Here is a 20,032-nt window from a genome sequence, read left to right on the forward strand (position 1 = left end):
GCTCTAACCCTGATGCGGGCGGGACGCCCGCGCTCCCAGGCCACCTGCCACCCGGCCGGGCCGGGGCAGTCAGCCGTCGGAACCCGATCCGGGAAACAGTTGCGCGGCACTGCATGCAGTTGCGCGCAACGACTTCGTGCGCGTGTTGCATTCACCCACGCCGTCGGCTAGCCAAGGACGGCGCATGGGAACGTGCCGACACGGCGACGATCACAGCGATCATGGTCTTGGGATAGCGATTTGATTCAATTCCCTCATTTCATTTTCGTAACAGAAGCCGCGCTCGATTCTCTGCCCTGAACACACGCCCGTGATCCGGGTGCCCTGCCAACGGTGCCAAAATTCCGCCGCGGGGGGGCCATAGAAGCGACTGTGCAGCAGTGGGGTAGAACGTATCGTCCATGATTCCCGGACAGAACGCGGCACTCATGCCGACAGTCGCCAGCGGCCGAGCGTCCGATGGGCCGGTCACGGACCGGCTGTCGACGTTGCCGCCGGGCACGCGCGTTGGACGCTATGAGATCGCCGCCGTCCTGGGGCAGGGCGGCTTCGGCATCACCTATCGTGCGCGCGACACGCAGCTGGGGCGGGAGGTCGCGCTCAAGGAATACCTGCCGATCTCGTGCGCCGTGCGCCAGCGGGACGCCACCGTCCTGCCGCGCTCGACGCAGACCATCGAGAGCTTCCGCTGGGGCCTGGAGCGCTTCCGCGCCGAGGCCACCACGCTGGCGCGACTCGAGGCCGTGCGCGGCGTCGTCGGGGTGCACGACTATATCGAGGCCAACGGCACCGCCTACATGGTGATGACGCTGGTCAAGGGCGAGACCTTGGAGGCGCTGCTGCAGCGCGAGCCGCGGCTGTCGTCGGCCATGCTCGAGCGCTGGCTGCCGCCGCTGCTGGACGGGCTGGAGCGCGTGCACGCGCAGGGCTTCCTGCATCGCGACATCAAGCCGGCCAACATCCTGATCGATGCCCAGGGCCTGCCGACCCTGATCGACTTCGGCACGGCGCGCCTGGCGCTGCAGGACCACACCCAGGTGATGACGGCCGTCTACACGCCGGGTTACGCGCCGATGGAACAGGCGAGCGCGGCGCATCAGGGTCCGTGGACCGATATCTATGCCCTGGGCGCCACGCTCTATCGCGCCATCGCCGGCACGCCGCCGCTCAACGCCAAGGACCGTGCCGTCAACGACGCCCTGGTGCCGGCCGCGCGCATCGGTGCCGGCCAATATCCGCCGGCACTGCTGGCGGCCATCGACGCGGCGCTGGTCGTGTATCCGCAGCAGCGGCCGCAGACGATCGCCGACTGGCGGCGCATGCTGGGCACGCACGGCGTATCGAGCGACAGCGTACGCGCGGCGTCACCGCCGTCCATGACCGGCCGGACCGGCAGCACGACGGCCAACTGGCTGGTGTCGCCGGCCGACATCCATTCGATCAATGCGCCACCGCCGCCGCCCGTGATGCCGGTGCCGTCGATGCAGCCCGCGGTGGCCTACGTTCCGCCACTGCCGCCATCCGTCGCGGCGCGTCCGGCCCGTGGCGGACCGCCGCTGTGGCTCGCCGTCTCGTCTATCGGCGTGCTGTCGGCCTGTCTGGTCGCCATGGTCGGCTATATGGCGTGGGACAGCTGGCAGGGCACCCATCGTGACGTGCCGCAGCCGACTCAGCAGGCCACGGCACCGTCGCCGCCGACCACGCGATCCACCACGCCGTCGCCGACGACACCCGCCGTCGCCCCGTCGACGCCCGGTCCATCGTCGCCGGGCGCATCGCCGTCCACGCCACCGCCGCCGCCAGGTTCGGAACCCTACTCCGCCGGATCGGGCAATCCCGCGATCACCAACGAGTCGGTGCGTCGCGCCATCGACGAGACGGCTCGCCGCCGCGCGGCGGAAATCAACAAGCAAGGCGGCATCTGGACCGGCGAGCTGAAGCAGATCTGTTCGCCCGCGCGCCAGAGCCCCTTGATCGAGATCGTCGTGGCCTGCACCACCCTGATCAAGCTCAACCGCGACGATCCGCTGAACATGGCGGTGATCTACGCCAACCGGGCGCAGGCCTATCGCGAACTGGGTGAGCCCCGCGCCGCCATTCGCGATCTGGATGCGGCGATCGAGCGGGACCAGAAGAACGCCGAGATGGTGGCGGCCCGCGGCTATATCTATTTCGAGATGAAGCAGTACGACCGCGCGATTGTCGACTTCGATGCCGCGCTGCGCCTTGATCCGCGCAATCTCAATGCGCTGCTGGGTCGCGGCAATACCAATGCCGACCGTGGCCGCGTCGATCTTGCGATGCAGGACTACAACCTCGCCACGCAGCACAATCCCACCGCGCCGGAGCCCTTCTTCAATCGCGGCAAGATCTACTTCATGCAGCGCAACTACGACGGCACCGTGAGCGAGATGACGCAGGCGATCCGCCTCAATCCGGCGCGCAGCGAATATTTCGGCGTGCGGGGCGGTGCCTATGCGATGAAGAAGGAATACCAGCGCGCGCTGGCCGACCTCGACCAGGCGATCCGTCTCGATCCCGGCGAGGCCGACTACTTTTTCAATCGCAGCGGCGTCAAGCTGCGCATGGGCGACAAGGCGGGCGCGGATGCCGACATGGCGCGTGCCAAGGCCCTGAACCCGACCATCCAATAGCCGGAGAGGGGCAACCAGCCGGTGGCACGGGACACCGCCTCATCGGGACCGACGGGCCAGACGCTGGTCGATGCCTTCGGCACGCTGCCCGCCGGCGCACGCGTGGGTCGCTATGACATCGTGTCCGTTCTCGGTCGCGGTGGGTTCGGCATCACCTATCGCGCGCGCGATGTGCAGCTGGGCCGCGACGTTGCGCTGAAGGAATATCTGCCGGTTCATTTCGCCGAGCGCCAGGACAACCTGGCCGTTCTGCCGCGATCGACCCAGGTGGCGTCGGATTTCACCTGGGGCCGCGAGCGCTTCCTGGCGGAAGCCAAGACCTTGGCACAGTTGGGTGGCGTGCGTGGCGTCGTGGCGGTGCACGATTTCCTGAAAGCCAACGGCACCGCCTACATGGTGATGGCGCTGGTCCGCGGCGAGACGCTGGAGAGCATCCTGCGGCGGGAGCAGACCTTGCCGTTCGCCATGCTGGACCGCTTCCTGCATCCTCTGCTCGACGGCCTGGAGCGCGTGCACGCCACCGGCTTCCTGCACCGCGACATCAAGCCCGGCAACGTCATCGTCGACGAGCAGGGCCAGGGGACGCTGATCGATTTCGGTGCCGCACGGATTACGCTGCACGATCGCACGCAGTCGATGACGGTGATCTTCACGCCGGGCTACGCGCCGTTCGAGCAGACCAGCGCCAGCGGCCAGGGCCCGTGGACGGACATCTACGCGCTGGGCGCGACGCTCTACCACGGCGTGACGGGCGCGCCGCCGCCCAACGCCATCGAGCGCATGCTGGGTGACCGGATGGTTGCGGCGCGGACGGTGGGCGCCGGCCGCTATCCACCGGCATTCCTCGCCGCCATCGACGCTGCGCTTGCCTTGAAACCGGAGCAGCGGCCGCAGAACATTGCCGCATGGCGGCGCGTGCTGGCCGGCGAAGCCGTGCCGGGCGCGACGGCCGGCGGGCCGTCCTGGCAAGTCGTCGGGCCCGTGCCGCAGCCGGCTGTTGCCGTACCACCGGCGCCGGCGCCGGCGGGACGCAACGGCCGCGGGCTTGCCTGGGCGACGGCGGGTGCCGTGGCGGTCGCGTTGTTGGGTGGTGGCGGATACTGGGCCTGGAGCACGGGGGCCTCGCGCACGCCGCCATCACAGACGACATCGGCGCCGCCGCCGGCCGCGCCGACACCACAGCCGCCGCCGCAGCAGGCAACGGCGGCCAGCCCCGAAACGGTGGCGCTGCAGAACCAGTGCGCCAACGCGGGCCGCCGCTTTGCATCGGCCATTGTCGTGCAGGCGTGCACGCAACTGATCCAGGCCGGCGGTGAGCCGTCAACGGTGGCGCGTGCTTACAGTGGCCGCGGTGCTGCATACGTCGTCATGGGCGACCAGGTGGCTGCCGTCCGCGACTTCGATGCCGCCATCAAGCTCGACGGCCGCAATGCGCGCTTCTACCAGAACCGCGCCGACGTCTACGGCAAGAGCGGCCAGAACGAACGCGCGATTGCCGACTACAACCAGGCGATCGCGGTCGATGCCCGCGATGCAGCGGCTTATGTCGGGCGCGGCGACGTTCATCTGCGCATGGGCAACGAAACACAGGCGCTGCGCGACTACGAGCAGGCCGTCAAGCTCGACCCGGCCAATGCCGCCGCCGCCTACAAGCAGGGCCTGATCTTCGCCAACCGCAAGGATTTCAGCCAGGCCATCCGCGCCTATACGCAAGCCATCCAGTCGGCACCCAGCGAGTTCGACTACTACGCCAAGCGCGCCGTCGCCTACGAAGCGTCGGGCGATCTCGCGCGTGCCGTCGCGGACTACGACATGGCCATCAACGTCCGACCACGGGACTCGGCAGCGCTCTATCAGCGCAGCCTCCTCAAGCGCCGGCTGGGCGATGCCGCCGGCGCCGACGCCGATCTGAAGCGCGCGAAGGCAATCGATCCCAACCTGTAGGGCGTTTCAGCGTTTGATGGAAACGGCAGGTCGAGTCGCCCACCACCGTCATCGTGAGCGGAGCGAAGGATCTTGCAGTGCGCCGACCGCGCCGGCCGACAAGGGCGGAAGGAAGACTTCACCACAGAGGCACAGAGGACACAGAGGCACACAGAGATAAGGCCATGGCGCACCTTCGACGCGCGCGAAGATTGTTCTCTGTGTTTCTCTGTGTCCTCTGTGCCTCTGTGGTGAATCTTCCATCTTATGACCACGCGTTCGTGCGGGTCGACACACCGCAGGGTCCTTCGCTGTGCTCAGGACGACAGTAGCGGTTGGTTCCATCAAACGATGAATGATCGCGCCACCTCGTTATGCCACGCGGCCGCGGGCAAACTGGTGCGTCGCTTCCGCCACCCGTTGCCCCAGGTGCCGGGCCGTTGCGAGATCGGCTTCGGGCGGTGCGACATCGGGACCTTCATCGGTGTTCGACTGCGCGCCGGCGCCGAGAAAAAAGCCCAGCCGGTTGAGATCGGTTTCCGATCCCGTGGTCGAGCAGTTTCCCGGCGGCAGGGCGAGATTGATCCAGTGCATGCCGTGCTGGGCGGCGAACAACGCCAACTGGATCAGCGTTGCCAGCTTGTCGCCGGCCCGTGAGCCGGAGTTGGTGAAGCCGGCCGCGATCTTGTCTTTCCAGGCGAAGCCCCTGGACATCACGGCATTGGACGTCGCCTCCTGGAAGGCTTTGAAGGCGGCGGAGGCGCCGGCGACGTAGGTGGGCGCCCCGAAGATGATCGCCTGGGCTTGCGCCAGGTCATCCCAGCGCCGCGGCGCTTCCTCGACCGTCATCAGCAGCGCTTCCGTGTTGCCGACCTGCTCGACGCCAGCCCTCACTGCATCGGCCTGCCGCGCGGTATGGCCATAGCCGCTGTGATATACGATCGCGATGCGAATGCGCACGTCAACCTCCGTCTCGATCTCTGTTCCTCCTCGCCCGCGAGCGCTGGGAGAGAACACCATATGTGGCAACCCACAACCTCATCCTGAGGAGCCGGCGCAGCCGGCGTCTCGAAGGATGGGCTGCTGTCTCGATCCGTCGTTCCGGCTGTTGTCGCACCATGTGTGGTTGCCCACCCTTCGAGACGCTCGCTGCGCTCGCTCCTCAGGGTGAGGTTGGTGTCATATGCAATGCCCTGCTCCTTCCGGGGGAAGATCCCAAGCGCTCAGTGCACGGTTTCGCCGGCCACGTGCCTCAGCTTGTCGGGATTGCGCACGACATAGATGCCGGTGATCGTGCCATCCTCGATTCGCAACGCCGTCGTTTGCAGCGTGCCCTCGCCTTCGACGGTGACAAACCCCGGCAGGCCGTTGATGAAGGCGAAGCGCACGATCCGCGACATCGCCCGGGCGAACAAGCGCGCCAGGGCCTCGTGCAGCTTCAAGGCATCCACCAGACCGACGATGGGCTTGCGCGGCGATGACTTCTTGCCGCCGCCGTCGGCATACACCGATACATCGGCTGCCAGCATCGACTGCAGGGCGCTCATGTCGCCGCGGCGGGAGGCCGCGAAGAACGCGGCGGCGATCTGCAGTCCGCGCTCCCGGGGCAGGTCGAAGCGCGGGCGTGGCGTGCGTACGTTGGCGCGGGCCCGGCTGGCGAGCTGGCGGCAGGCAGCGGGATCGCGGCCGATCGTGCGCGCGATCTCGTCGAAGCCGATACCGAAGACGTCGTGCAGAATGAAAGCGGCGCGCTCCAGCGGCGACAGCCGTTCCAGGGCCATCATCAAGGGCAGGGTGACGTCGTCGATGTCATCGTCCTGCGCCTCGACAACAGGCTCCGGCAGCCACGGGCCGGGATAGACTTCGCGTCGCCGGCGCGCCGACTTCAGCTGATCCAGGCACAGGCGCATGACCACCCGGCGCAGGAAGGCCTGCGGCTCGTGGATGGCGCTGCGATCCGCGGCCATCCAGCGGATGAAGGCGTCCTGAACAACATCTTCCGCATCGGCGACCGATCCCAGCATCCGGTAGGCCGTGCGGAACAATGTCGGGCGCAGCCCGTCGAAGGACGCGGCGGCGTCGTGGTCAGCTGCCATCGCTGATGTCCGTCCTGGCATGACGTCTCCGATCGTGGAAACCAGTGACAGGACGAGACACGATGGCCGTCTGTGACATCGACAACGATATCCGTCGTCAGTCGCTGGGATCGCCGAAGGCGAGGCGCGTGGCGTAGCCGCGCACGTCGCGCGGCCAGCCTGCGGCATGTTGTGCGAACCGGACCGGATCGTGGGCGAACAGGGCGCGCGCGGCTTCCTCGAAGCCAGGCAGGTTGCCCGCCAGCGCCGACATGAAACGATAGGCAATCTCCTGCGCTGCCCGGTTCTTCTGCCGCGGGTCGTCGAACCGCCTGGCCGCGTCCACCAATCGCCGCAATGCGACGGACGCGCCGCCCGGCTGGGCCGCCAGCCACGTCCAGTGCCGCGGCAGCAGGGTGACCTCACGCCCGATCACGCCCAGCCGGGGCCGTCCTCGTCCGCGCGGCGGGGGCGCCGAGTCATCAGGTCGTGGCGCGGCTGCCGACGACAACCGCGCGGCGATGTCGCCTGTCGTACCGCGAAGATCGACGTCGATGACGCGGCCCGTCGCGTCATTGAAGATGAGAAGGGGCGCTGTCGTGCCGCCGTCGCCAGCGGCTTTGACCGCCAGCGCGACCTCGACCAGAGGGCCGGCCGCCAACCGGCGATGGCCCTCGAAAGCCGTGCAGAGCGTGGTTGTGGGGTCGGTCATCTGTTGAATTTATACCCGGATAATATTATATGTCAATTATTACCCGTATAATAATGATCCAGGCGCGAGGCGTTTCGGTGATGAAGGGCGACAGTCGAAAAGCAGCGATCCGGGCCTACAAGGAACGCAGGCCGGTGGCTGGAATCTACGCCATTCGCTGTGCTGCCTCCGGCAAGGTCTGGGTGGGCCAGAGCCCAACCCTGGACACCGTCCAGAATCGCATCTGGTTCACCCTGCGCCAGGGCAGCAGCCCGTATCGGGACCTCCAGAAGGCCTGGCGTGAGCGGGGCGCCGAAAGCTTTGTCTTCGACGTCCTCGAGCGGTGGGATGAAGACGATGACGTCGCCATCGATCGCGACACGCATCTGAAGGCGCGCTTGGCCCACTGGCGATCGGCGCTGGGTGCAGGGGCCATCTGAATTGTTGTGAACGGTCCGCGGCTTGGCCTGCGCATCGGCAAACCGCTACGCTGCGCGTCCCCATTGGTGGAGCCGCTATCGTGACCGATCGTACGCACATCCTGTTGTGGACCGACTCCACGCGCGCCTATGTCGAGGCCATCGCCGCGGCAGGCCTGTCCGACCGCGTCGCCATCGACACGGTCGCGCGCAAGGAGCGGCCGTCGGCCGACCAGCTGGCGCGGGTTGAAGTGCTGTTCGCGCCGGGCGCGCCGCCCGGTGTCTTGTCCGCCATGCCGAAACTGCGGTGGGTGCAGTCGATGACGGCGGGAGTCGAGCACTGGCTGGCGCTGCCCGACCTGCCGCCCGACCTGGCGCTCACCTGCGCCCGCGGCACGCACCGCGAATCGATGCCGGAGAACATCCTGGGTGCGCTGTTCTATGTCAGCAAGCCGTACGCCGCTGCGGTCGAGAGCCAGAAGCGCAGACAGTGGGTCCCCACTGTCGCACAGCCGCTGAGTGACAAGACGCTGGGCATTCTCGGCCTGGGCGTCCTCGGCGAGGAGGTTGCGCGTCTTGCCGCCGCGCTGGGGATGCGCGTCGTCGGCACGCGCCGCCGGCCGGCGCCGATGGCGAACGTCGCCGACGTGCTGCCGCCGGAGCGCACCGATGAGGTGCTGGCGCAATCGGATTTTGTGCTGCTGTTGCTGCCGGCAACGCCACAGACCGACAATTTCATCGATGCGCGCCGCCTGGGCGCGATGAAGCCGACGGCCTGGCTGTTGAATTTCGGCCGCGGGCATTTGATCAAGGATGACGACCTTGTTGCCGCCGTGAAGCAGAAGACGATCGCGGGTGCCATGCTCGATGTCTTCCGACAGGAGCCGTTGCCCGCCGAGCATCCGTTCTGGACCACCGACGGCATCATCGTGCTGCCGCATATCGGCGGCCCTCACCCGCAACGCGACAAGATCGTGGCACGCCTGTTCGTGGAGAACCTGGACCGCTACCTGCGCGGTGCATCGCTGAAGGAGGTTGTCGATCGCGTCGCCGGATATTGATGGCACGAGCGGCTGACACCGCACGGCGTCTCTGCCATACCGGCAGGACAACATTTCGTAGAACACTCCGGGGAAACGTCCAATGAAGGTCCGTACGCAGGCCGATATTGCCGAACTCGAACGCGTGCCTGTCACCGAACGCATCCGCCATACCAACGTCGCTGATCTGCTGCGCGATACCGCGGCGCGAAATGCCGACAAGGTGGCGATCCGCTATTTGTCCGGCACCGGTGCGACGGATCCCGTGCGCGATGTCAGCTATACCGAACTGCTGCGGCGCGTGTTCCAGGCGGCCAATCTGTTGCGGGCCGAGGGTATCGGTCCTGACGACACCGTGACCTTGCTGATGCCCAGCGTGCCGGAGACCTTCTTCGCGATGTGGGGCGCCGAGATCGCCGCCGTCGCCAATCCGGTGAACTATTTCCTCGATGCCTCGCAGATCACCGGCATCATGAGGGAAGCCGGCGCCAAGGCCCTGGTCGCGGTCGACCCATCGATCTATCCCGACATCTGGCCGAAGGTGGAAGCGATCCGCGCGGCGATGCCGGCGCTGAAGGTGTTCAGCGTCGGGGGCAGCAACACGCCGGCCGCCGGTGTCGTCGATTTCAACAGCGCCAGCGCGGCGCAGCCCGGCGATCGGCTGGTGACGCCCAAGCCGCTCGATCGCGACACGGTGGCGGCGCTGTTTCATACCGGCGGCACCACGGGCCTGCCCAAGCTGGCCAAGCACACCCACGGTGCGCTGACCTTGATGGCGTGGAGCAACGCCCTGATGGTCGATCTCGGGCCCGACATGGTGCTGCTCAATCCGCTGCCGCAGTTCCATGTCGGCGGCTCGCTGTTCGGCGCGCTGTCGCCGGTCGCCAAGGGCTGGACGGTCGTGATTCCGACGCCGTTGGGCGCCCGCAATCCCAATGTCGTGCGTGACTACTGGGGCATCGTCGAACGCAACCGGGTCACGATCGGTGGCGCCGTGCCGACCAGCCTGGCCGCGATCATGAACGTGCCTCGCGACGGGCACGACATCTCGTCGCTCAAGACCTTCGTCACCGGCGGCTCGACCGTGCCGGTCGAGCTCATCCGCCGCATCGAGCGCGAGATCGGTGCCCCGGTGGTCGAAGGCTACGGCATGACCGAAGTGCACTGCTATTCGACCATGAACCCGTACCACGGCGAGCGCCGCACCGGGTCGGTCGGTTTGCGCCTGCCCTACACCGAGGTGCGCATCGCCGATGTCGGGCCCGATGGCGTCATCCGCCGCGATTGCGCGACCGACGAGATCGGCCATGTCCTGATGCGTGGCCCGCAGGTGACGCCGGGCTATCTCGATCCGCGTCACGACCGCAACGCCATGCTGGCCGACGGCTGGCTCGACTCCGGCGACCTGGGCCGTGTCGATGCCGAGGGCTATGTCTGGCTCACCGGACGCTCGAAGGACCTCATCATCCGGGGCGGCCACAACATCGATCCGGTCGTGATCGAGGAAGCCTTGAACCGCCATCCCGCCGTCGAGACCGCCGCCGCGGTCGGCCTGCCCGATACCTATGCCGGTGAACTGCCGATGGTGTTCGTGCAGCTGCGTCCCGGCGCCTCGGCGAGCGCGGAAGAACTGCGCGAGTTCTGCCGCAAGGAAATTCCCGAACGCGCCGCCGTGCCCGTGCAGGTGGTGCCGATTGCCGTCATGCCGCTGACCGGCGTCGGCAAGATCTTCAAGCCGGCTCTGCGCTTGAACGCCGCGCAGCTGGCATTCGACGCGGCCCTCGCGCCGCTGCGTGCCGAGGGAATTGCGGCGACCGTGACGGTCGGCAATGATGCCACGCACGGCACCTTGGCAACCGTGCATGTCGCCAAGGGTGCCGACAAGCAGGACGCGATCGCGCAACGCTGCGCGGCATTGCTGGGCGGCTTCCAGATCCGCCATGTCGTTGCGTTCGATTCCTGACGTCTGATCACTTCAGCGATCGCCGTCTCCCCGCGGGGCATGTGGCCGAAGCGACCATATCGGTCTGCATAACCTCTTTGCGCCTGGAGGCACGAGGAGTATTATGACCATATGACCATTTTTTTGGCGGGGTCGCCATGAAGAGTGTGACCGTTGTCGAAGCAAAGTCTCGTTTCTCGGCTCTATTGGCTGAGGTCGAGGCGGGTGAGGAAATCGCTGTCACCCGCCATGGAAGGGTCGTGGCACGGCTGGTCCCGGATCGACCCCAGGTCGCGGCCGACGCCTTTCGCGACCTCTGGACCGATGGCGACATCGACCTGCAAGCCCCAGAGGACAAGCCGGCGGAATCCGTATCTTCCTTGGACGACTAGGCCGTGGCCACCCTCTATCTTCTGGACACCAACATCGTCATTGCGGCGCTGAGAGGAAGTATCGACGTACAGCGTCGGCTACAGACCGTTCCGCTCAGCGCCACGCGTTTGTCGACCATTGTCCTGGGGGAGCTGGCCTTCGGTGCGGAGAAGAGCGCGCAGGGTGAGCGCAACCGGGCGCGGCTCGCCGCTCTTGCGCAGCGCCTGCCGCTGGTCGGCATCGACCTTGAGACCACGCGCCACTACGCTCGGATCAGGGTGCTGCTTGAGCGGCAGGGGACTCCCATTGGTGCCAATGACACGTGGATCGCTGCCCAGGCCGCCGCCATCAACGCCACATTGGTGACCGACAATGAACGCGAGTTTTCCCGCGTGCCTGGTTTGTCGCTGGAAAACTGGCTGAGATCTGACGTCGCATGAGTGCAGCGCATCGATGGCCTTGTCCATCGCCACCAAGAGGATGACGCCACATGAAGCTGGTCTGTTTCGACGAATTTCGTCTGGGTGTTCTCAAGGGCGAGACCGTTGTCGATATCACCGATACGGTGAAGGACATCCCGCACATCGATCCGCGTGACCTGATCCTGGGCCTGATCGCGCGCTGGGACGATTATAAAGGCAGGATCGAGAAGGCCGTGGCGGCGGGCCAGGGTGTTCCGCTCAAAGGCGTACGCCTGCGGCCGCCGGTGCCGAAGCCCGGCAATATCGTCTGCATGGCCGTCAACTACATGGAGGACGGCACGCTGCCCGAGAAACCGCAGATCAACGCCTTCCACAAGGCGGCGACGGCGGTGATCGGCGATGGCGACACGATGGTGCTGCCCGACGCGCCGGCCACGATCTTCGAGGGCGAGGCGGAGCTGGCGCTGGTGATCGGCAAGCGCGCCACGCGCGTATCGCAGGCGGACGCCCTGAAGCACATCTTCGGCTACACGTGCTTCATCGATGGATCGGCCCGTGGCCTGCCGCCGCCCGGCAACGTGTTCTTCCAGATGAAGTCGCGCGATACGTTTGCGCCGATCGGGCCCTGCCTCGTGACCGCCGACGAGATCGCCGACCCGCAGAACCTCAACATCACGCTCACCAACAACGGCGCGGTGATGCAGAAGTTCAACACATCGGACATGGCGCACCAGATCGCGCGCTGCATCGAATGGGTGAGCTCGATCCACACCCTGGAGCCGGGCGACGTGGTCGCCACCGGCACCAATCACCGCGGCCTGCACGCCTTCATGGATGGCGATCGGATCGAACTGACCATCGAGAAGGTCGGTACCTTGCGCCTTGGCGTCCGCGATGAACTCAAACGTACCTGGGCGCGCACGACCCGCCTGCAGCACAAGGAGCAGGGCGGCGAGGGTCCGCACACGCCGCAGCTGTCGGGCAAGTACGCCAAGAGCGCGTAGCGAAGACGCTTTCGATCCTCTGCGTGCGGGGGCCGAAATGTTTATTTTCGTTCCGCTTGTTTTGGGCGCGCGCGACTAGATATTCCACGCAAGCGACACACGGTGCTGCCGTCGTTCAGGCAGCACCCCACACGTCCCCTGAGAGGTACCGCCCAAGAGCACACGACTTTCTGGCCGTAACTGGCCGCTTTCTGCCGCCGGCTGGCCGCGCTGAGCGGTGTCGTCCAAGGCCTTGGCGTCAAACCCCGATCCGACTTTCTGGCCGTATCTGCCCTTTCTGCCAGCCCATCCCTTCTCCCCCGCCCGCGCGGGGAGAAGGGATGGCTCGGGCGGCTACGCAAAAGCCTGGCGGATGCGGGCCCAGTCGGCCAGTGCCTGCTCCTGGCCCGGCACGATCTGGATCGTGAACTGCGTGTAGCCGGCGCCGCGCAAGGCATCGATGCGCTGCTTGATCTCCGGCTCCGTCGCCGTGAACGACGTGGCGCGGATCAGGTCGGCGGTGATGAAAGGTCGTTCCTCGGGCTTGAGGACCATCAGGTGCCCGCGATGGTTCTGCAGGTAGCGGGCATCCTGGGGCTCGAACGTGCGGGCCAGTGCGATGTAGCCGTCGATCTCGGCGCGGCGCTGGGTCGGCATGCTGACGCCGGGCGCCAGGCCCGACAGGGCCTCGTCCGCCGCGCGATGCAGCATCACGGCGGCACGCGGCCCCGCTTGCGCCATCGCGCGGGGCGAGTCGGCGGGCTCGCCGTCCTGCAGCACGCAGCCCAGTGCGAAAGCCGTGGCCTGCAGATCGCTGCGCGCATGTCCGGCCCGATGCCAGGCCTCGGCCATGGCCTCGACCTCCTTGATGCCGGTGGCGACGTTGCCGACGAAGTCGATCCAGCCCGCGCGCAGCTTGGCCGTGAGCGCGCGGGTGCGGGGACCGAATGCCGACAGGTGCAGTGGGATGGGATCCTTGATGTTGAACAGGTCCAGCTCGGGATTGAGGAAGGCGATCTTGCGTTGCTCGCCTTCCATGTCGAAATCGACGGTGTCGCCCCGCAGCAGGCCATAGACCTGGGCGATGTAGGCTTCCATGGCCTTGACCTTCATCGCCCCGAAGCCCATGGCGCGGCGGGCCGTGAAGCCGGTGCCGACGCCGAAGTCGATGCGGCCGGGCGCCAGCTTGTTGAGTGATGCCAGCGCATTGGCGGCAACCGGCGCAATGCGGTTCGATGGTACCAATACGCCGGTGCCCAGCCGGATGCGGCGCGTCGTGACGGCTGCGGCGCCCATGGCGACGAAGCAGTCGGCGCTCAGCATCTGGGTGTCGTAGAACCAGGCGTGCGTGAAGCCGAGCTCCTCGGCCCGTTGCACCACTTTCCAGGAGTCAGCAGCCGTGGGTAGTGCGATACCGAAATCCATGACTGCCTCCGCCGCGGTGATTGATGGACGCATTGTTCCTCGCGCCGGTCGGACGTCAACCGATGTTCGCCGCCACAGTCATGCCGGGGCCGCATCGCCCCTCGGTGAAAGCGCCGTTGCCGATCGGCCCACGGCGCGCTCTGATGTCGTTACGTGGACGAGGGTGTCATGGACCAGCAGAACGAACCGGCTGCCGATGCGATCGCCGCCCTGGTGCCGGTGACGCTGCGGGCGCTGCATGCGCTGGAATTCGCCGGCCGTCATCTGTCACCCGCGACCCTGGCGCAGTTGATCAAGGCTGTCGCCGGCCGCGAGAGCGACGTTGCGGCCGCGCTGTCGGCCTCGCGCGCGCTCACCTGGCCTGAACGCCTGCAGCCGGCGCGGGATTGCCTGGAACAGGCCGCCGCGGCGGCCGGCGAGGGGATCACCGGACTCCTGGCCGCCAACGAGGCGCCGCAGCCGATGTTTGCCGCCTATCGGGCGCTGCGCGCCTATGCCCGGGCCGCCGAGGCGATCTATCCGATGGCGATCCACCTGCGTCCGGTCAGCCAGTTCTTTCTCGAAGCCGCGGCACGCGATGACGCCACCGTGGCGGCGCGGCTGGCCGCCGTCGATCCGGTACGCGAGCATGTCGGCGTGATGCATGTCGGCGGCAAGCCAGGCACGCGCGGTGCCTTTTCGCTCTATGTGCCGGAGTGGTACGACGCGGCGCGCGCCTGGCCGCTGGTCGTCGCCCTGCACGGCGGCAGCGGCAATGGCGGTGCGTTCCTGTGGAGCTGGGTCCGCGAGGCGCGAACGCGCGGCTTCATCGTCGTGGCGCCGACGGCCGCAGGGTCGACCTGGTCGCTGATGGAGCCGGAGGTCGACGGCCCGAACATCGACCGCATGATCGCGGACGTCGCCGGCCAATGGCGCATCGATGCCGAGCGGCAACTGCTGACCGGCATGAGCGATGGCGGCACGTTCACCTACGTGCTGGGCCTGCGGGGCGACTGTCACTTCACGCACCTGGCGCCGATTGCCGCCAGCTTCCATCCGCTGCTGATGACCTTCGCCGACAGCGATCGGGTGCGTGGCCTGCCGGTCCACATCGTGCACGGCACGCACGACTGGATGTTTCCCCCGGAGATGGCCCAGGGCGCCCACCTGACCCTGCAGGAGGCCGGCGCCGACGTGATCTATCGCGAGATCCCCGACCTGTCGCACACCTATCCGCGCGACGAGAATGCCGCCATTCTCGACTGGTTCCTGGGATCGCGCCCGGCACCGCGCTAGTCGGCGGCAAGACTGGCTGGGCGTGCGCTCTGCCGCAGCAATGCCGTCGTGGACACGTCGATGGAAAGATCGGCGCGCAAGGCGACACCATAGGCCATGCGTGCTTGCTCGACGCTGCAATAGCCGGCCATGACGTCGGTGCGGACGGCGTCGGCAGGGCGTGCGTAGGGGGTGCCGAGTCCACCGCCGCCCGGGCTTTCCACCACCAGCGTGTCGCCGCCGGGGATCGTCTGCAGGCCCTTGGCAGCCAGCGGTCCGGCCGCTTTCAGCGAGACTCGCCCCGATGCGCCATCAGCGCCGCCAAGGCGGCCGCGCGGGGCATTGGCGACGCGCTCGAAGATCGCAGCCAGGGTCATGTCGCCGCCGTCGGCAGCGCGCAGTTCAATGGTCTGGCCCAGGCCGCCGCGCCAGCGGCCGGCGCCACCCGAGTCCCGGCGCAGCTCCTTGCGCACGTAAAGCACCGGTGCGTTGCGCTCGGCGAGCTCGACGGGGATCGAGCGCACGCCGCTGGGATACGCCGTCGCCGACAATCCGTCGAGCCCGGGTCGTGCGCCCGTACCGCCGGAGTGGAAGAACAGCGAAACGAAGCGTGCGAGCCCGGTGGTGGTGATGCCTTGGCGCAGAAGACGGATGTTCCACAGCGAAGCGCTGCCTTCGGCCGGTGCGCCCTGGGGGTCGGCGGCGCTGAGGCAGCTCAGCATCAGATCGGGCAGCATCTGGCCGATCATGTGCCGCGACGTGACCGGCGCCGGATCGACGGCGTTGAGGATGGATCCCACCGGCGCCGCGATGCGCACGGCCGCCAGCGAGGCAAAGTTGTTGGGGATCTCCGGTCCGACCAGGCAGCGCACGCCGTAGCTGGCATAGGCGTCGGTATAGCAGTAGGGAACGTTGATTCCCTTGGCCGACGGCTCGAGGTCACCCGACAGGGCGACGTGGATGGCGCCATCACCGATCGTCATGTCGGCCACCAGGCGGATGGGCCGTTCGACGCCGTCCATCTGCAGCTCGGCGCGGTAGGTGCCTGCCTTCAGCCGGTCGATCGCGGCGCGCATGCCGGCGGTCGAGCGCTCGAAGATGTAGTGCGCCAGCGCGTCGATGTCGGTCATGCCGAACTCGTCGCACATGCGGTTCAATCCGACGCATCCCGTGTGGTTCGCCGCGACCAGGGACATGATGTCGCCGATCGCCTGCTGCGGCAGGCGGACGTTGGTGGCGATGACCGACACCAGCTTGTCGTCCAGTCGCCCGGCCTCGATCAGCTTCATGATCGGAATGCGCAGGCCTTCCTGCCAGATGTCGCGGCCGTCGAAGCCGGCGCCCTGTCCGCCGACGTCCATGATGTGGGTCGTGCAGGCGAAGAAGCCGATCAGTCGGCCGCCACGAAAAGCGGGCGTGACCACGCAGAAATCGTTGAGGTGTCCGGTGCCGCTCCACGGATCGTTGGTGATGCCGACATCGCCCGGCTGCCAGCATTCCAGTGGAATGACCTTGAGGAAATGGAATACCGACTGGGCCATGGAATTCACGTGGCCCGGCGTGCCGGTGACGGCCTGCGCGATCATGCGGCCGTCTGGTGTGAAGACGCCGGCGGACAGATCGCCGGCTTCGCGTGCCACCGAACTGAAGGATGTGCGCATCAGCGCCTGCGCCTGCTCCTCGACCACCGACAGCAGGCGGTTCCACATGATCTGGTGGGCGAGGTCGGTCAACGGTGTGCTGGCGGCTGCGCGCTGCGCGCGGCGTTGGACGACAATGCAGCCGCTGTCATCGCGCCAGGCTTCAAATCCCGCCGGCACGAAGATCGTGGTCTGCGGTTCGACGATCAGGGCCGGACCCGGCCGGGCCTCGGCCGTCATGGCGGCGCGATCAACCTGCCGCGCGGCGCTCGACGCACGGCGTGCCGGGTCATAGACGGTTCGCCGCGTTTCGGTGCCCGCTGCGGCCGCTTCCTGCGGTGCCGACCAGATCGTCTCGGCATCGCGCCGCAGGATGGCGCGCTTGTAGGCCCAGCCGACGATCTCGATGGCGTTGCCGTCGAGCGTGCGACCGAACTGGTGACGGTAGGCGTCCTCGAAACGCGCCGTCAGCCGTTCGGCCAGGTCTTCGGTCGCGATTTCCGCCGGTGTGCCATCCAGATCGATGGCGATGTCGTGGCCCTGCCCGACGTAACGCATGAAGGCTTTCCACTCCTGCGCCAGCGTCCCATGGGCGGCAGCGGAGCGGACCTGGATCTCGGCGTCGGCTTGCATCTCCTCCAGCGTGCGGCGCACGACGACAGGGTCCATGTCGGCCAGCCGCATGTAGTGCGTGCGGCGTGTCGTATAGGACACCGGCGACACCAGGAAGCCGATCGCCGATCCGACGCCGGCATTGGGCGGAATGACGACACGGTCGATACCGAGCTTGTCGGCAACGCGCAGCGCGTGCAGCGGCGCCGCGCCGCCGAAGGCAACCATGGTGTAGGCAGCGATGTCCTTGCCCTTTTCCGTGGCGTGGATATGCGCGGCATTGGCCATGTTCTCGTCGACCATTTCGCCGATGGCCGCGGCTGCTTCCACATCCGACAGGCCCAGCGGCTTGCCGACATGCGCGCGAATGGCGTCGGCGGCCGCGCGGGGATCCAGGCGCAGCGACCCGCCAGCGAAGCGCGTGGCATCGATCTTGCCGGCCACCAAGTCGGCATCGGTTACTGTGGGCTGCGTGCCGCCGTTGCCGTAGCAGGCTGGTCCCGGCTCACTGCCGGCGCTCTCGGGGCCGATGCGGATGGAGCCCAGTGAATCGACGCGCGCGATGGAACCGCCGCCGGCGCCGATCTCGACCAGGTCGACCACGGGGATGCGCAGCGGCAGGCCGCTGCCCTTGCGGAAACGATAGGCGCGATCGACCTCGAACGACGTCTCGAACTGCGGTGTGCCGTCATCGATCAGGCAGATCTTGGCGGTCGTGCCGCCCATGTCGAACGAAAACAGCCGGTCGATGCCCAGTCGCCGGCCGATCGAGGCGGCCAGCAGCGCGCCGCCGGCCGGCCCGCTCTCGATCAGGCGTACCGGGAAGCGACAGGCGGTCTCGACCGACGTGAGTCCGCCCTCGGACATCATCACCAGAACGGGGGCGCCGACACCGAGGGTGACAAGCTGCGCCTGCAGGCGCTCCAGGTAGCGCGCCATGAGCGGCTGCACGTAGGCGTTGGCCGAGACGGTGGTGCCGCGCTCGTATTCACCGGCGATCGGCGAGACCTCGCTCGACAACGACACCGACACACCCGGCAGGGCTTTGCGCAAATGGGCGCCGACCCGCCGTTCGTGACTGTCGTTGATGTAAGCGTGCAGCAGGCAGACGGCGACGCTTTCTGCATTCGTGTCGCGAACGAAGGCCTCGAGGCGCGCCAGTTCGGCATCGTCCAGCGCGTCGACCACCGAACCGTCGACGGCGATGCGTTCGCGCAGGCCCAGGCGCAGCGGTCGCGGTACCAGCGGTCGCGGCTTTTCGATACTCAGATTGTACTGATCGAAGCGGTTCTCCAGGCCGATCTCCAGTGAATCGGTGTGGCCCGCCGTGCCCACGAACACCGTACGCGCGCCCTTGCGCTCGATGACGGCATTGGTCGCCAGCGTCGTGCCGTGGATGAACAGTCCGATGTCCGTGGGCCGAGTGCCCGTTTCGGCCAGCAACTGCTGCAGGCCGACCATCACCGCTTCCTCGGGACGGCCGGGTGTGGTCGGCAGCTTGGTGCTGAAGATGCGGCCGTCGCGCTCCAGCGCCAGGTCGGTGAACGTGCCGCCGATATCGGATGCAACGCGGATCATGGCCGCTACTCGACCTTGGCGCCGGAGAGCGCGACCAGCTCCTGCCACCGCGGCGCCGTCTCGCGCAGCCACGCGGTGAAATCCTCGGACGAATTCAACACCAGCTCGATGCCGAGTTCGAGATGACGCTTGCGGATCTCGGGATCGGCCAGTGCCGTGCGGATGGCGTCATTGAGCTTGTGCACGATCTGCGGCGGCACGCCGGCCGGCGCGAACACAGCCTGGTAGGAATCGAATTTGATCGATGGCAGGAAGCCCTCGGTGATGGACGGAACGTCGGGCAGCAGCTGCGAGCGCTTGGGACTGGTGACCGCGATGGCCCTCAGCTTCTCGCCGTTGAGAAACGGCAGCACGGTTGAGATCTGGTCGATGACCATCGGCACCTCGCCGGCGACGGCGGCACCGGTGGCAAGTCCGCCGCTGCGGTAAGGCACATGGGCGATATCGAGCCCCAGCTCCTTGTTGAGGTAGGCGCCGATCAGGTGGTTGGACGTGCCGATGCCGGCCGTGGCGTAGCCGACGCCCGGTGTTTTCCTGGCCCAGGCGACCAGTTCGGCCAGCGTGGTGGCCGGCACCTTGGGGTTGACGGCAATGACGTTGGGCTGCGTGCCGACCAGGGTCAGCGCCGTGAAATCCTTGAGCGGATCGAACGGCAGCTTGCCGCCGTGCAGGAAGGGCAGGATCGAGTGCGTCGTCGTCGAGCCGAAGCAGATCGTGTAGCCGTCGGCGGGCGCCCGCGCACAGGCCTCGCTGCCGACGATGCCGCCGCCGCCCGGCTTGTTGTCGACCACGATGGTGGTGCCCAGCACCCGGCCGAGCGGCGGCGCGAGCAGGCGGGCCATGATGTCGGCCGAGCCGCCGGGCGCGTACGCCACCAGGATACGCACCGGCTTGTTGGGATAGTCGCCCTGCGCTGCGGCCGGCAACACCACGGTCGGCGCCATGCCCAGCGCAGCGAGAAAGGCAATCAATGTCCGGCGCATCAGACACCCCATCGGCGAT

General features: G+C 67.3%; 15 protein-coding genes. 9 read left to right on the forward strand and 6 right to left on the reverse strand.

Annotation, left to right across the window (positions count from 1 at the left end; genetic code table 11):
* Positions 1–428 precede the first annotated feature (428 nt).
* Positions 429–2,654 (forward strand): tetratricopeptide repeat protein, encoded by a 2,226-nt coding sequence (locus FQU96_RS01770; protein ID WP_178130249.1) that lies wholly within the window; start codon positions 429–431, stop codon positions 2,652–2,654.
* A gap of 21 nt (positions 2,655–2,675) precedes the next feature.
* The gene (locus FQU96_RS01775; RefSeq protein WP_146539117.1) at positions 2,676–4,598 is read left to right on the forward strand and encodes a tetratricopeptide repeat protein; all 1,923 of its coding nucleotides are present in this window, start codon (positions 2,676–2,678) and stop codon (positions 4,596–4,598) included.
* Between the two features lie 351 nt (positions 4,599–4,949).
* On the opposite strand, the gene FQU96_RS01780 is transcribed toward FQU96_RS01775, so the two are convergent.
* From FQU96_RS01780 to FQU96_RS01790, 3 genes are all read right to left on the reverse strand, one after another.
* Positions 4,950–5,537, reverse strand: coding sequence for a flavodoxin family protein (locus FQU96_RS01780; protein ID WP_146539118.1), 588 nt, complete (start codon positions 5,535–5,537; stop codon positions 4,950–4,952).
* Between the two features lie 263 nt (positions 5,538–5,800).
* Complete coding sequence (locus FQU96_RS01785) at positions 5,801–6,673, reverse strand: sigma-70 family RNA polymerase sigma factor (RefSeq protein ID WP_146539119.1); 873 nt, start codon at positions 6,671–6,673, stop codon at positions 5,801–5,803.
* A gap of 97 nt (positions 6,674–6,770) precedes the next feature.
* Positions 6,771–7,364 carry a DUF2239 family protein gene (locus FQU96_RS01790; RefSeq protein WP_146539120.1) on the reverse strand — a complete coding sequence of 198 codons (594 nt, stop codon included), beginning with the start codon at positions 7,362–7,364 and terminating at the stop codon, positions 6,771–6,773.
* A gap of 80 nt (positions 7,365–7,444) precedes the next feature.
* On the opposite strand from FQU96_RS01790, the gene FQU96_RS01795 reads away from it, so the two are divergent.
* From FQU96_RS01795 to FQU96_RS01820, 6 genes are all read left to right on the forward strand, one after another.
* A complete protein-coding gene (locus FQU96_RS01795; protein WP_146539928.1) occupies positions 7,445–7,783 on the forward strand; it encodes a GIY-YIG nuclease family protein in 339 nt (112 codons plus the stop codon).
* An 80-nt stretch (positions 7,784–7,863) separates the two neighbouring features.
* Positions 7,864–8,823, forward strand: coding sequence for a D-2-hydroxyacid dehydrogenase (locus FQU96_RS01800; RefSeq protein ID WP_146539121.1), 960 nt, complete (start codon positions 7,864–7,866; stop codon positions 8,821–8,823).
* A gap of 82 nt (positions 8,824–8,905) precedes the next feature.
* On the forward strand, positions 8,906–10,765 hold the full coding sequence (locus tag FQU96_RS01805; RefSeq protein WP_146539122.1) for an acyl-CoA synthetase: 1,860 nt from the start codon (positions 8,906–8,908) through the stop codon (positions 10,763–10,765).
* Positions 10,766–10,902: 137 nt separating this feature from the next.
* Positions 10,903–11,136, forward strand: coding sequence for a type II toxin-antitoxin system Phd/YefM family antitoxin (locus FQU96_RS01810; protein WP_146539123.1), 234 nt, complete (start codon positions 10,903–10,905; stop codon positions 11,134–11,136).
* A gap of 3 nt (positions 11,137–11,139) precedes the next feature.
* Positions 11,140–11,556 carry a PIN domain-containing protein gene (locus FQU96_RS01815; protein ID WP_146539124.1) on the forward strand — a complete coding sequence of 139 codons (417 nt, stop codon included), beginning with the start codon at positions 11,140–11,142 and terminating at the stop codon, positions 11,554–11,556.
* 50 nt (positions 11,557–11,606) lie between these two features.
* The gene (locus FQU96_RS01820; protein ID WP_146539125.1) at positions 11,607–12,542 is read left to right on the forward strand and encodes a fumarylacetoacetate hydrolase family protein; all 936 of its coding nucleotides are present in this window, start codon (positions 11,607–11,609) and stop codon (positions 12,540–12,542) included.
* Positions 12,543–12,875: 333 nt separating this feature from the next.
* Here the strand turns inward: FQU96_RS01820 and FQU96_RS01825 are convergent, their stop codons facing one another.
* Positions 12,876–13,946: an LLM class flavin-dependent oxidoreductase gene (locus FQU96_RS01825; protein WP_178130251.1), complete on the reverse strand. Its 1,071-nt coding sequence runs from the start codon at positions 13,944–13,946 to the stop codon at positions 12,876–12,878.
* 168 nt (positions 13,947–14,114) lie between these two features.
* On the opposite strand from FQU96_RS01825, the gene FQU96_RS01830 reads away from it, so the two are divergent.
* Entirely contained in the window at positions 14,115–15,221 is a 1,107-nt protein-coding gene (locus FQU96_RS01830) for a phospholipase (protein WP_146539127.1), read from the forward strand.
* Here FQU96_RS01830 and FQU96_RS42550 read toward each other — a convergent pair.
* Entirely contained in the window at positions 15,218–19,030 is a 3,813-nt protein-coding gene (locus FQU96_RS42550) for a hydantoinase B/oxoprolinase family protein (protein ID WP_146539128.1), read from the reverse strand. The genes FQU96_RS01830 and FQU96_RS42550 overlap by 4 nt on opposite strands.
* 5 nt (positions 19,031–19,035) lie before the next feature.
* On the reverse strand, positions 19,036–20,013 hold the full coding sequence (locus FQU96_RS01840; protein WP_178130252.1) for a tripartite tricarboxylate transporter substrate binding protein: 978 nt from the start codon (positions 20,011–20,013) through the stop codon (positions 19,036–19,038).
* Between the last annotated feature and the right edge of the window lie 19 nt (positions 20,014–20,032).

The organism is Reyranella sp. CPCC 100927 (assembly GCF_007859315.1).
Taxonomy (GTDB): Bacteria; Pseudomonadota; Alphaproteobacteria; order Reyranellales; family Reyranellaceae; genus Vineibacter.

Coding starts and splice junctions, on each gene's coding strand:
- FQU96_RS01840 (WP_178130252.1), bottom strand. CDS start 20,013: ATGCGCCGGACATTGATTGCCTTTCTCGCTGCGCTGGGCATGGCGCCG.
- FQU96_RS01825 (WP_178130251.1), bottom strand. CDS start 13,946: ATGGATTTCGGTATCGCACTACCCACGGCTGCTGACTCCTGGAAAGTG.
- FQU96_RS42550 (WP_146539128.1), bottom strand. CDS start 19,030: ATGATCCGCGTTGCATCCGATATCGGCGGCACGTTCACCGACCTGGCG.
- FQU96_RS01805 (WP_146539122.1), top strand. CDS start 8,906: ATGAAGGTCCGTACGCAGGCCGATATTGCCGAACTCGAACGCGTGCCT.
- FQU96_RS01820 (WP_146539125.1), top strand. CDS start 11,607: ATGAAGCTGGTCTGTTTCGACGAATTTCGTCTGGGTGTTCTCAAGGGC.
- FQU96_RS01810 (WP_146539123.1), top strand. CDS start 10,903: ATGAAGAGTGTGACCGTTGTCGAAGCAAAGTCTCGTTTCTCGGCTCTA.
- FQU96_RS01795 (WP_146539928.1), top strand. CDS start 7,445: ATGAAGGGCGACAGTCGAAAAGCAGCGATCCGGGCCTACAAGGAACGC.
- FQU96_RS01790 (WP_146539120.1), bottom strand. CDS start 7,364: ATGACCGACCCCACAACCACGCTCTGCACGGCTTTCGAGGGCCATCGC.
- FQU96_RS01770 (WP_178130249.1), top strand. CDS start 429: ATGCCGACAGTCGCCAGCGGCCGAGCGTCCGATGGGCCGGTCACGGAC.
- FQU96_RS01785 (WP_146539119.1), bottom strand. CDS start 6,673: ATGGCAGCTGACCACGACGCCGCCGCGTCCTTCGACGGGCTGCGCCCG.
- FQU96_RS01830 (WP_146539127.1), top strand. CDS start 14,115: ATGGACCAGCAGAACGAACCGGCTGCCGATGCGATCGCCGCCCTGGTG.